Consider the following 11,646-nt stretch of genomic DNA (forward strand, 5'->3'; position numbering starts at 1 on the left):
AATTAGTGAACTTATTGTACAGCAGTTAGATGGATTAGTCTGTAAGCCAGTACGTCTGCTCCATCAATTGGGTATACGTTAGTAAGAATTTCATTTGTATTATACGAATAATCACCTGTTCTGGATGTGATTATTGGATATTGAGTGTTATAGCTAGGAGCATAGGAACCAGTAACGATGGTAGAATGACCAAACCCTGGGTATCCGTAAACTGAATACTTAATCTGAATAATATCCCCATTCTCCCAGCTAACATATTGAGGCGGGCAGGCGTAGGCCAACGGTTTGGATTCGGATCGTGAAATTCATTCACACCTGCCCATGACGGGGTACGTGCGGATAATGAATCATAATACCAGCTAGTGCGGTTTTCTTTGGCTCCTCCTGCTAACAAACTATGGGAAATAAAATTTGTACAATCATTTGCAATGGCGCTGAAATCATAATAAGGTGCGTAGCTTGAATTTCCTGAGCTTGGCTCCGTTTTGCTGCTGTTAACAATTGCATATGTAACAATATTGCTTCTGGCAGTACTGCTTACACTTGCAAGACTGGCGGAATTAGGGGTTGCAGCATTAGGATTCATTGCATCCGTCTTGTAGAGCGAAACTTCAGAATCCAGCTTATCAAAAAAATTATTTTCATTGCTTAATTTAGTTTCTAAGATTTCATTTGGTTTTTTACTGTAATCAAGCTGGTATTATAAGTTATGACTACGTTATTATCTAATACCTGATAGTCATAGACACTTACCTCCAACGAAAAGCTGGATACATCAATATCGAAACGAACATTTCTGTTTTTGATAATATCATGCTTCAAATCGACATATTGGAGCACATTTTCGTCCTTAATATATTTGGACACATTCATGTCTTGCTTCATATCAATGAAATAATAATATTCCTTCAGAAATTCCTTACCAATCTCCTCGTAGTTTTGGAAGAAGACAGCTCCAAAGCGTAGGCACTCGGATTAATTTCCACGCTAAAAACAAGAAATAGTATGGCGATATGCTATTTTAACTCTTTTTTAAGAAAACTGCGGATGAGGCTCACACTGAGTTCCAGATCTTCTTCGAGCGGGAAATGCCCCGTATCTAACAAATGAACCTCCACATCTTTTAAATCCTTTTGAAAGGCTAAGGCTCCCTCCGGTCCAAAGAAAAAGTCGTTTTTACCCCACGCAGCGAGTAAAGGCGGCTGAGAGTTCCGGAAGTATTCCTGCCAGACCGGATATTGTTTCAAATTATTCTGATAATCGTAAGAGAGAGCCAGTTGAATGTCTTGATTCCCCGGACGATCCAGGGCAATTTGGTCCATATTCCAGTTATCAGGGCTTATGGCCTCAGGATTACGGGTTCCATTCACATACTGAAACTTCGTCAGTTCCGGTGTCAACAGATTGAGCATACCTTCAAGACTGGCCGGATTCCCTGGATCATTCCAAAAGGCACGCATCGGTGCCCAGGACTCTCCGATTCCTTCTTCATAAGCATTTCCGTTCTGTGAAATAATGGCTTGAACGCGTTCCGGATGCATACGGGCCAAACGGAAGCCTACCGGAGCACCGTAATCATGAACATACAGGATATATTGGTTCAGGTTCAATTGTTCAACGAATGCATTGATCAGCACGGCAAGATTGTCGAAGGTATACGTGAATTCTGAAGTTGACGGCTGATCGCTGTTCCCGAAACCGGGATAGTCCGGAGCTACGATATGGTAATCGCCTTCGAGTTCACGAATAAGGTTTCTGTACATATGCGATGAAGAAGGAAATCCATGCAGCAGAAGAAGTGTTGGCTTCTCCCTGCTCCCTGCCTCGCGGTAAAAAATATTCAAACCTTCAACTTGTGCATAGCTGTATTGTATAGTCATTGAACCAACCTCCCCATTGTTACCGGTAACCAGCTTACCTGTTCCGATACTCAATAGTATACATACAGGTCTGTATAGTTTCAAGTTATTTTTTTTAGATTTATCATTTGCGTAGTAACCGTGAGCCATTTATAATAGATAGACTGATCTGTATACTTTTGAAATACTGTGAACCGGAGGGAATCCTGTGGCTAATAAAAGTAAAAAAGAACATATCCTAACTGTCGCCTCCGACTTATTTAATAAACAGGGAATCCGGGCTACCGGTGTAGACCAGGTTGTCTCTGAATCGAACATAGCCAAAATGACGCTCTACAATCATTTCCGTTCCAAGGATGAGCTTGTCCTTGCTTATCTCATGAAGTACGATGACGAGTGGAGAAAACGGTTCGAAGACTCAGTCAACAAGAGCGCAAAAACGCCCAGAGACAAATTACTGGCTGTATTCGATATGCTCGGAGAATGGTTCGGGGAGCCGGAATTTAATGGCTGCGTGTACATTAAGACGGCAGCGGAATTCATGGATCACTCCCATCCTTACTATGAAGCAGCCCGTAATTACAAAGCTTTTATGAAAAAATACATCGATTCTGTTCTTAATGAATGTCCGTCTGTGAATCGCGAAGCCTTATCCAGCGGTCTGTCTCTGTTAGTGGAAGGCGCGATTACTGCAGCCATGCTGCAGACCGATCCCAAGCCTGCGGAGCATGCCCGGGAAACCGCCAGGGTGATCATTGATTATTATCTGCAAAGCAAATAATGAGTAAGCCGGTCCCGAAAGGGACCGGCTTCATTTAACTTTTTAAGTTAATCCCGTTTGTTCTCTACAGATTTCATACGGTTCTGATCGTCAGGCACACGGTCAACACTAAATTCCTGGCCGGCTTCTGCCTCGCCATGGGCGCTGACACTCCGGGCAAAATTGGTGAACTGCTTTTTGTGCTCATCTTGCTCGTGCTTTAGACGAAGAAGCTCCTTCGGATCCTGATTTGTCATTGTCTTAACCTCCCGGGAAATTCAAAATGCCGCGATTTACGATCATCTTTTATCAACTTTTCCATTGATTACAATGCCCTTATTCGTATGATTTATTCGTATTTCATCCTGCTCTCAATAGTCCTCCAGCTGTCCGAAAGGCCAACTGCTCACCTCGCATTGACCATATGTATCATCACCCGCAGCTATCACCGTGCCATCTGACTTAAGGCCAACGCTATGAGCGCAGCCTGCCGCAACCGCCACGATATCGCGCCAGTCACTTATATTGCATTCGCCGTGTTTATTCCAGCCTTGAGCTTCCACTGTACCGTCTGCCTTAAGACAGATGGTGTGATGACTGCCAGCCGCTATCGCAACGATATCATGCCAGCCGCTTACCTCGCATTGACCTTCATGATTCCGGCCTGCAGCCACCACCGTGCCATCTGCTCTAAGGCCGGCGGTATGAAGATAACCTGCCCCTATCGCCACGATATCGCGCCAGCTGCTAACATTGGATTGGCCATACCGGTTATTCCCCGTAATTGTCACCGTGCCGTCCCGTTTCAGTCCGGCGGTATGCCAGTCGCCAGCTGCAACCGCTATAATATCACGCCAGCTGTGTACATCGCATTGACCTTCATTATTCCGGCCAACGGCCACTACCGTGCCATCCGATTGAATGCCAACCGAACGGCGCCAACCCGCAGCAACCGCCACGATACCCTGCCAGCCGCTTACCTCGCATTGATTATGCATATTCCAGCCCACAGCGGCCACCGTACCGTCCGGTCTGAGTCCGAGGGTATGTGAATTCCCTGTATGGGCATTAGCTGCAGCAATTGCCACCATATCCTGCCAGCCGCTTACGTCACATTGACCATATTTATTGTCGCCCGCTGCCATTACTGCCCCATCCGGCCTAAGCAGGACAGTATGACGGTACCCAGCTGCTATGGAAGGCACACGTTCCAACACATTCATGAATCTCGCTCCTTCATTGAAGACTTCGGTATTATTGCGGCTCCCTCTAGAGTATCTATCCTTGGCTGTCTTATCAAGAGCCGAATCCAGATCCTACTGTGCTAAACTCACCAAGTCCGGCTGTAATTTGTTCCGCAGAACATACAGCATGATGGCCCCGACCAGGAACGCCACGACATCGGAAATGACCAGCGACCAGACCACCCCATGGAATCCGTTCATGCGGTTGGCAATGTAGAGCACAGGAATCAGAGTAATTCCTTGAATAACTGACATAATGAAGGCGGCGGTCCCTTGTGCTGTTGCCTGGAAGATCCCCGTGAATAGCGTCGTCATACCTGTAATGAACAAGGACAAGAACGTGACATGCAGAATGTAGCTGCCCATTTCAATTAATTGCGGATCATTGGTGAATAGACCAATTAAGTGGTCAGAGACCAGGTAGACGATAACGCCGAACAAGATGGCTAACGCCAGAATTGTTTTAATGGTGAATTGAATGGTATGCTTCATGCGCAATCGGTTCGCTGCAAAAGAGAACGCAATAAGCGGCACGACGCCCTCACTTAAGCCCATCAGGATTAACTCGGGAAATTGCAGCAATCGTGAGGAAATTCCGAAGCCCGCAATAGCCTGCTCCCCATACTCAACCAGAAAACGGTTAAAGATAAGCGACATGGCACCCATGAAGAGACTCATTACAAAGACGGGAACTCCGATTTTGAATACATTTCTTAGAATGACCTTAGTGGCCTTGAATTGTTTCAGTGAGACTGTTAAGAATCGACTCTTAAATCCTATATGATAGGCGTAATAAGCACTCGCAACCATGTTAGAAATGACCGTGGCAGACGCAACACCGATTACATCCCAGTGGAAGACGAAGATGACCAGCGCATCGAGAATTATATTCACGGCCACACTAAGCAGCATACCAATCATAGATGTTATCGCGGCTCCCTCCGAGCGGACAATACTCTCCAATGTGAAGAATAATACAACGAAGGGTGAGCCAATAAGCATAATGGTGACGTAGTCCTTGGTAAATCCGAAGGAGTCAGGCGTTGCCCCGAGGCCATGTACGATAGAATTAATGAGCGGCAGGCCGACGGCCATCGCGATAAGACCGAGAACCAGGCTGCTGTAAAAGGCGAATGCAGACACATGCTTAACATCAGCCGTATTTTTCTCTCCCAGCAAACGGGAAATGAAGGCGCTGCTGCCGACACCAATCAGGTTACCCAGCGCCATAATGACCGCGAATAACGGTAAGGTTAAGGCAAGTGCGGTTAACATGGCAGTGTTATTTAACGTTCCAATGAAAAATGCATTCAGGATGGAATAGATGACACTCATTGACGTTCCAAGCATCATTGGTATTGCGAAGTGCGCTACGGCTTTTGCAACCGGTGCTTTTTCAAAGTAATGGAGGTTTTCTGTATCCATGCGGTTCACCACTTTCTTCCTGTATGTTAGTCTCTATATTAGTTAGAATTCTAACTATAAATTGATTGCGAACTTTGTGCCGCACCAAACAAACCCGTAACAAATGACAATACGGGTCTCGTGAGCGGGTGTTGACTAATCGTCAGTTTCAGACTGTATTTGGTAAAATCTTTATTGCGCTGCCTTTGCCTTCAGTTCTTCGGGAAAGACAGCGCTGCTGCTAATAGGAAATGCTTTACTTACTTGTCATCCGAATCACTGGAGTTGTCCTTCGAGCCGTCTCTACCATCTCTGGAAGGCCAGCCGAAGCCGTTCATGCCGCCGCCTTGACCTTCCCGGCCAAATCCGGGGAATCTTCCGCTAAAGCGTCCGTCATCCATATTTCCCCACATTCTGCTCATTTGTCCGCGCATAGCCATCAGCTTGTCGAATTCCGCTGATCCTATGCGCTCCTTAGCGGCCTCCATCCACATAGCCATTACATCACGGTCTGCATCTGTTCCTAGTTCTTCTTCTAAGGCTGTAATGACGCGGACCAGGTATTCACCGAAGGCTGCCTGTTCTTCTGGAGACAGGACTGAAAATATGCTGCCGCCCTCAACCTCCTGGCCCTCTTCCTCCCGCCCTTTCGCCGTCAGATAAATCAGCATGATGCGTTTATCTGTCTCGGAAGGCTGACGGGTGATATATTCGGCCTTCTCCAGTTTGGCCAGCAATTCATTGAGCGAGGATACACGAATGTCCAGCATATAGGATAAATCCTTCGTGCTGATTCCGTCCTTCATCCGGAGAAACGCCATGATCCTGCCTTGTCCCCGTGACGTATCTGCCATAGGGCCAACAGCGGCGTGGTTCTTCAGATGCTGTCTCTGCAACAGCCATTGCAGCTTGGCGAGCTTGTCGTACAATTCAGCATTCATATTCATTATGAATCCTCCCAGGGATATATTTACGGTACCTGTCAATCAATGTAACGGTACCTGTTGAATTTATTATAACGGTACCTGTTATACTTGTCAAAGATTTTCTACAGGTGCCGTTAATAAATTTTCCGCTGGAAGCATTGCTGGTCTTTCAGGTAATCAAGCAGTAGCCGGTTGAAGTGCTGCGGCTGACATAAATGGCTGGGATACATGGCATCTTCCAGTATTGCCAGCGTGGCGAGCGGATATTTGGCCGCTGTTTGTCTCACCTGCTCCAGAACCCGCTCATTCTGATTGCCTGATACACAAAGAACGGGAACCTGCAGCCTTAGTGCAAACCCGTAGCTGTCCGTATGTCTTAGTGCCAGACGCTGTTTAATCAATTCTGTTGTCCGTTCATGGACAAGCTCTCTTCTCAGAATATGATACGCAGACAGCCATTTGTTATATGTAATGCGCAAAGAACGGATGAACATTTCAGCCGGAAGATAATGGGCGGCCCATGCGCAGATTTGAAAGAGCTCCAGCACTTTGCTGCCTTTGGACGTACAATCTCCTAGGATGTAATTGTCCACCAACACCAGATTAATTACCCGTTCAGGATTCAGATAGGCGAATTTCTGGGCAAGCACAGCACCGCTGGAACAAGCTACGATGACGGCCCGTTCTACGGACAGTCCATCCAATAATCCCTTCAGATCTTCACACTGCGTGTCTACAATCCGGCTGATCTCCACATCCATTTTACCGGATTGCCCATTCCCTCTTAGGTCAAACAAGATCACTTTCGCCCGCTTGCTGAAATACTCCGCCTGAGGCTCGAACAGATGATGTGAAGTCGAATAATCATGAATAAAAACAATGGGCAGACCACTGCCCGACACCTCGTAATAGAGGGTAGTTCCATTGACGTCAATATACGGCATTACCTGTGCATCCTCTCATGTCGCTTACGGAGTTAGCTGCCGGATTCGGGCTTGAAGAGTAGCCCTACTCGATTCCTCGAGATTCACCCCAGAAAACTTGGTTTCCCCGCTTCCATTACGGAACTCAGCGATTACATATATTTTTGCGGATATAGATTAACAGAAACTTCAGTATAGCCCATATTCGTCTATGAATGAATAGCTTAGGTGAATTTGCCCAACACGCGCAGAAACCAGCCGCAGTGAACCCAAAAAGCAGAGCAGCGATTCTCCCGTTACCGGAGACTCACTGCTCTGCTTGCTTTAAACATCATCTATAATCAGCGGTTCAGGATGTCATCCACCTCTTTGGCGAGCGTGTCCAGGCTGTCCTGAATTGGCAGGTTCTCCAGCCAGATATCGTTGATGCGTGTGCCCATCAGATCTTCAATCTCATGGTACGTACCGGTCATCGGACGCATTTTGCTGAATTCCAGCTCTTCGGAAGCGACCTTGTAGCCAGGGAAAGCAGCTATGGTCTCTTTCATCAAGTCTGTGTCCAGGGAAGTAAGACGGGTCGGAAGATATCCGGTATTGGCAGAAGCATACGCCGCCTGCTCGGTATCCGACAGCCATTTCATGAATTCGAAAGCGGCCGCCTTCTCATTATCCGTTCCCGTATTCGCCAGATACGTATTCGATCCGCCGACCGGGACGCCCCGTTTGCCGTCTTCTCCGGCAGGAATCATGGATACGCCGAGATCAATTCCACTCTCTGCGGCCATGCCGGCGAACGTTTTGTAGCCGCCGACACTGGAGAAGATCAGCGCAGTGGCCGGATTGGCAATGGAGGCATAGTAGGCATCCTTGTCCGTGACCCCGAGCACTTTGATCAGACCCTTGGATTCCAGATCTTCAATGAAGGAGATCAGCTTCACTGCACCTTCGCTGTTGATGTTGGATTTCGTCTCATCCTCATTGACCACATTGGTATCCGAGTACGAATGCAGCAGTGCCTCCATCACCCAGAAGTCATAGTTGAACAGGTACATCGGCGGCTGGCCGGTAGCATCATATGCGGTCTGCAGATAGGCCTCCAGTTCGGCAAAGGTCGCCGGACCGTTCGGATCCAGTCCCTCTTTAGCGGCGAGCGTCTTGTTTACATACATTACGGGAACACTCCGCATATGCGGAAAGGCATACAGATCCTCGCCCAGATACAGGTTGCCGAGGTCGCCGATTTTGAAATCCGAGGTGTCGAATTTGTCCGTTTCCATGAACGGTTCCAGATTGGCAATAATGTCACTGTCGGCAAAGCCCTTAGTCATTGCCACTTCATCAATAAAAACATTCGGCAGCGTACCCGCTATGGCTGCGGCGTTGATCTTCTGCTGCATTTCCCAGTAATCGCCTTGATATTCAGCATTCACATGGATATTCAGCTCGGCTCCCTTGGTCTCGTTGAACTGGTCCACCAGATTCTGATTTACATCTTCCACGGCGGAGGTCCAGAAGTTCAACTCGGTAACGGAATCCCCTTTCTCATAGGCCGCTACACTGGATTCGGCTTCGGTGGTGGCACAGCCTGCAAGAACGGCGGTCAGTGCAACAGTGGCGAGCAGCGGAGTTACTCTTTTTCCCCATACCTTCATTATTCGTTTCTCCTCCATGAACTGCTGTATTTGGTATTCAACATGCAAGGCCGCAGGGTATTCCCGCTACTTCACTCCCATGTAGGTGAACGCTTTGATAATCTGCTTGCGTGCAATCAGGAAGACCAGCAGAATCGGCACGATCAGCATCATATTCCCGGCCATCACGATCTGCGGGCTGAGCCCCTCCACATCCTGAAGCTTCTGAATTCCAAGCGGCAAGGTCCGGACAGCATCCGTTGTGGTCCATACGAGCGGGAAAAAGTAACTGTTCCACGTCCCGATGAACGTCAGCAGCGCGAGTGTGGACAAGGTGGGCACAGCGGCAGGCATCATGATCGTGTATATGATTTTAAATTCACTGGCATTATCCAGACGGGCTGCCTCCAGCTGGGAATCCGGCACCTGCATGAAGGTCTGCCGCAGCATGAAGATGGCCGTACCGCTGGCAATGAAGGGCACGATGAGCGATACATAAGTGTTCAGCAGTCCGGACTTCGCAAACATCACGAAGATTGGCAGAAAGATCAGCTGGCCCGGAATCATCATGGTGGCGAGCACGATGCCGAACAGCGCGTTTTTACCCTTGAATTGATATCTTGCGAATGCATAGGCTGCCGGCACAACAACGACCAGCTGGCCGAGCATCGTCCCGAGTGTAATGATCAGGGAATTCCGGGTATAATGCAGAAAGTTAATCCTCGTAAAAGCATCCCGGAAGTTCTGCCACTGCAGCGAGTCCACCCAGAATTTCGGCGGCATCCGGAGCACCTCGCCCAGCGTCTTGAACGCGGTGAGGATCATCCAATAGAACGGCATCAGGAAGATCACGATCAGCAGAACAGATACAATGATCCGCAGTCCTGCGCCCGGCAGCCGGAGCCAAACTCTCATTGTTTCACCCCTTTAGCGGTAATGAACCCGATTATTCAGTGCTTTGAAGTAGAAAATCGTAATCAGACCCACGATACCCATCAGCACGACCGCCATTGCGGAAGCGTAGCCGACCCGGTAATATTCGAAGCTCTGCTTATAAATGCTGAAGATCAGCGTGTTCGTGGCGTTGGATGGACCACCCTGTGTCATGATATTGATCGTCTCGAACACCTGGAAGGAGCCGATGATATTCATCAGGATCAGGAAGAACAAGGTCGGTGAGATCATCTTCAGCGTAATTTGAAAGAAAACGGAACGCTTGGACGCATTGTCCAGAGCAGCGGCCTCATAGAGGTAACCCGGAATAGAGCCCAAGGCGGAGCAAATGATCAGTGCATTGAACCCGACGGATTTCCAGACCGAGACCAGCACCAGCGAGAACAGCGCCACATCCTTATCGGTCAGCCAGCCCACCGGCGCTGCTCCCAGCACAGACAGCAGATAATTGAACAGCCCCGTATCCGTGTTCATCAGCCACATCCAGATCAGCGATACGGATACCAGCGAGATGATATTGGGCGTGAAGCTCAGCGTCTGGATGAAGCGGTTCAGCGGCGTGTTTTTCTGTAAAAAGAGCGCCAGCCCCATCGCCAGCACCATCACCAGCCCAACGTCCATCACCATGTACAGCAGCGTATTGAGCAGGGTATGGAGGAAATCCCGGCCGCTGAACAGCTCTGCGTAGTTGCTGAGTCCGGCGAACTTCATCGGCCCGCGCATATTCCAGGTGAAGAAGCTCAAATAGATGTTGTACAGAATCGGATAGAGATAAAATACGGTCAGGATGATCACTGCCGGAGCAACCAGCAGATAGGGAAGCAGCTTCACGGACGGGCGCAGCCGCTTCATGCCGAATCACCGGTGCTTCCGGCAGTGCTGATTCCGGACTGTGCAGCTTCCCGGACCCGCTGCTCCTGCGCATCGAAGAATGCCAGATGCTCCTTCTTCACGTAGAGTCTCACTGCTTCCAGCTCGCGTTCCGGACGGTCGAAGCATTTCACCGAAATGATCAGCCCGTTCTCCAGCTGCACTTTGTAGATAATCTCCGACCCGAGCAGCTCCCGGCCGCTGAGCGTACCCGTCAGGCTAACGGTATTGTCCGGCTCCATTCCCGGCTCCAGGGTAAACTTCGCTTTCTCCGGCCGGAAGCCGAGATACCGGGCCTGCTGCGGAGCCAGCTTATGGATGTCTTCCCCGCAGCGGTCAAGGGCGAGAATATTCATCGGCGGGGTGCCGATGAAACGGCTGGAGAACAGGTTGGCCGGATCGTAATACAGGTTGTGCGGGTTATCCTCCTGCATGACCTTCCCGCTATCCATCAGCACGATCCGGGTGCCCATGCTCATCGCCTCCACCTGGTCATGGGTTACGTAGACAAAGGTCGCACCCAGCTTCTTATGCAGCTCGATCAGCTCCGCCCGCATCTGCTGCCTCAGCTTGGCATCCAGATTGGACAGCGGCTCGTCCATCAGGAACACGGCAGGCTTCTTCACCATGGCCCGCGCCAAGGCGACCCGTTGGCGTTCACCGCCGGAGAGAAACTCCGGCTTTTTATGCAAATGCCTGGTCAGTCCAACGGTCTCCGCAATTTCAGTAATCAGCCGCTGGCGTTCCTCCTTCGGCACTTTGTTATTCTTCAGCCCGTATTCGATGTTCTTCTCGACCGTCATGGTCGGGTACAAGGCATAATTCTGAAATACCATCGCCAGATTCCGTTTGCCCGGCTCTACCTGATTCATGCTTATCCCGCCGATGTGAATCGAGCCTTCCGTGGAATGCTCCAGTCCGGCAATCATTCTTAGCGTTGTAGACTTGCCGCACCCGGAAGGGCCGACCAGCACCGTGAAGCTGCCGCTCTCAATCGTCAGATTCAAATCCTCAATAATCAGCTTGTCGCCGTATTTCTTGGTTACCTTCTCCAGAACGATGCCGCTCATATTCT

12 protein-coding genes and 1 riboswitch are annotated in these 11,646 nt (G+C 49.2%); of the genes, 1 reads left to right on the forward strand and 11 read right to left on the reverse strand.

Features of this window, described 5'->3' with window-relative positions; translation table 11 throughout:
- Positions 1-130: 130 nt before the first annotated feature.
- Together NYE33_RS22715 and NYE33_RS22720 are read right to left on the reverse strand one after the other, a co-directional pair.
- On the reverse strand, positions 131-586 hold the full coding sequence (locus NYE33_RS22715; RefSeq protein WP_341067688.1) for an amidase domain-containing protein: 456 nt from the start codon (positions 584-586) through the stop codon (positions 131-133).
- A 430-nt stretch (positions 587-1,016) separates the two neighbouring features.
- Entirely contained in the window at positions 1,017-1,880 is an 864-nt protein-coding gene (locus tag NYE33_RS22720; RefSeq protein WP_042137464.1) for an alpha/beta fold hydrolase, read from the reverse strand.
- 187 nt (positions 1,881-2,067) lie between these two features.
- Between NYE33_RS22720 and NYE33_RS22725 the strand changes: the two genes are divergently transcribed.
- Positions 2,068-2,640 (forward strand): TetR/AcrR family transcriptional regulator, encoded by a 573-nt coding sequence (locus tag NYE33_RS22725; RefSeq protein ID WP_042137462.1) that lies wholly within the window; start codon positions 2,068-2,070, stop codon positions 2,638-2,640.
- A gap of 47 nt (positions 2,641-2,687) precedes the next feature.
- On the opposite strand, the gene NYE33_RS22730 is transcribed toward NYE33_RS22725, so the two are convergent.
- From NYE33_RS22730 to NYE33_RS22770, 9 genes are all read right to left on the reverse strand, one after another.
- On the reverse strand, positions 2,688-2,876 hold the full coding sequence (locus NYE33_RS22730; protein WP_052421883.1) for a hypothetical protein: 189 nt from the start codon (positions 2,874-2,876) through the stop codon (positions 2,688-2,690).
- Between the two features lie 114 nt (positions 2,877-2,990).
- Complete coding sequence (locus NYE33_RS22735) at positions 2,991-3,842, reverse strand: RCC1 domain-containing protein (protein WP_341067689.1); 852 nt, start codon at positions 3,840-3,842, stop codon at positions 2,991-2,993.
- A gap of 93 nt (positions 3,843-3,935) precedes the next feature.
- Positions 3,936-5,288 carry an MATE family efflux transporter gene (locus NYE33_RS22740; RefSeq protein WP_336100323.1) on the reverse strand — a complete coding sequence of 451 codons (1,353 nt, stop codon included), beginning with the start codon at positions 5,286-5,288 and terminating at the stop codon, positions 3,936-3,938.
- A gap of 239 nt (positions 5,289-5,527) precedes the next feature.
- Positions 5,528-6,214: a MarR family winged helix-turn-helix transcriptional regulator gene (locus tag NYE33_RS22745; RefSeq protein ID WP_336100325.1), complete on the reverse strand. Its 687-nt coding sequence runs from the start codon at positions 6,212-6,214 to the stop codon at positions 5,528-5,530.
- A gap of 113 nt (positions 6,215-6,327) precedes the next feature.
- Positions 6,328-7,137 (reverse strand): alpha/beta fold hydrolase, encoded by an 810-nt coding sequence (locus tag NYE33_RS22750; protein ID WP_042137456.1) that lies wholly within the window; start codon positions 7,135-7,137, stop codon positions 6,328-6,330.
- Positions 7,138-7,144: 7 nt separating this feature from the next.
- Positions 7,145-7,277: riboswitch (cyclic di-AMP (ydaO/yuaA leader) on the reverse strand.
- Positions 7,278-7,457: 180 nt separating this feature from the next.
- Positions 7,458-8,768: an ABC transporter substrate-binding protein gene (locus NYE33_RS22755; RefSeq protein WP_341067691.1), complete on the reverse strand. Its 1,311-nt coding sequence runs from the start codon at positions 8,766-8,768 to the stop codon at positions 7,458-7,460.
- Between the two features lie 66 nt (positions 8,769-8,834).
- Positions 8,835-9,662 (reverse strand): carbohydrate ABC transporter permease, encoded by an 828-nt coding sequence (locus NYE33_RS22760; RefSeq protein WP_171719624.1) that lies wholly within the window; start codon positions 9,660-9,662, stop codon positions 8,835-8,837.
- A 12-nt stretch (positions 9,663-9,674) separates the two neighbouring features.
- A complete protein-coding gene (locus NYE33_RS22765) occupies positions 9,675-10,553 on the reverse strand; it encodes a carbohydrate ABC transporter permease (protein WP_341067693.1) in 879 nt (292 codons plus the stop codon).
- Positions 10,550-11,641 (reverse strand): ABC transporter ATP-binding protein, encoded by a 1,092-nt coding sequence (locus tag NYE33_RS22770; RefSeq protein WP_341067696.1) that lies wholly within the window; start codon positions 11,639-11,641, stop codon positions 10,550-10,552. Before NYE33_RS22770 ends, NYE33_RS22765 begins: the two co-directional genes overlap by 4 nt.
- Between the last annotated feature and the right edge of the window lie 5 nt (positions 11,642-11,646).

It is taken from the genome of Paenibacillus sp. FSL R10-2199, from assembly GCF_038000235.1.
GTDB lineage: Bacteria > Bacillota > Bacilli > Paenibacillales > Paenibacillaceae > Paenibacillus_AQ > Paenibacillus_AQ phytohabitans.

Coding starts and splice junctions, on each gene's coding strand:
- NYE33_RS22765 (WP_341067693.1), bottom strand. CDS start 10,553: ATGAAGCGGCTGCGCCCGTCCGTGAAGCTGCTTCCCTATCTGCTGGTT.
- NYE33_RS22740 (WP_336100323.1), bottom strand. CDS start 5,288: ATGGATACAGAAAACCTCCATTACTTTGAAAAAGCACCGGTTGCAAAA.
- NYE33_RS22735 (WP_341067689.1), bottom strand. CDS start 3,842: ATGAATGTGTTGGAACGTGTGCCTTCCATAGCAGCTGGGTACCGTCAT.
- NYE33_RS22730 (WP_052421883.1), bottom strand. CDS start 2,876: ATGACAAATCAGGATCCGAAGGAGCTTCTTCGTCTAAAGCACGAGCAA.
- NYE33_RS22755 (WP_341067691.1), bottom strand. CDS start 8,768: ATGAAGGTATGGGGAAAAAGAGTAACTCCGCTGCTCGCCACTGTTGCA.
- NYE33_RS22745 (WP_336100325.1), bottom strand. CDS start 6,214: ATGAATATGAATGCTGAATTGTACGACAAGCTCGCCAAGCTGCAATGG.
- NYE33_RS22720 (WP_042137464.1), bottom strand. CDS start 1,880: ATGACTATACAATACAGCTATGCACAAGTTGAAGGTTTGAATATTTTT.
- NYE33_RS22715 (WP_341067688.1), bottom strand. CDS start 586: ATGAATCCTAATGCTGCAACCCCTAATTCCGCCAGTCTTGCAAGTGTA.
- NYE33_RS22750 (WP_042137456.1), bottom strand. CDS start 7,137: ATGCCGTATATTGACGTCAATGGAACTACCCTCTATTACGAGGTGTCG.
- NYE33_RS22760 (WP_171719624.1), bottom strand. CDS start 9,662: ATGAGAGTTTGGCTCCGGCTGCCGGGCGCAGGACTGCGGATCATTGTA.
- NYE33_RS22770 (WP_341067696.1), bottom strand. CDS start 11,641: ATGAGCGGCATCGTTCTGGAGAAGGTAACCAAGAAATACGGCGACAAG.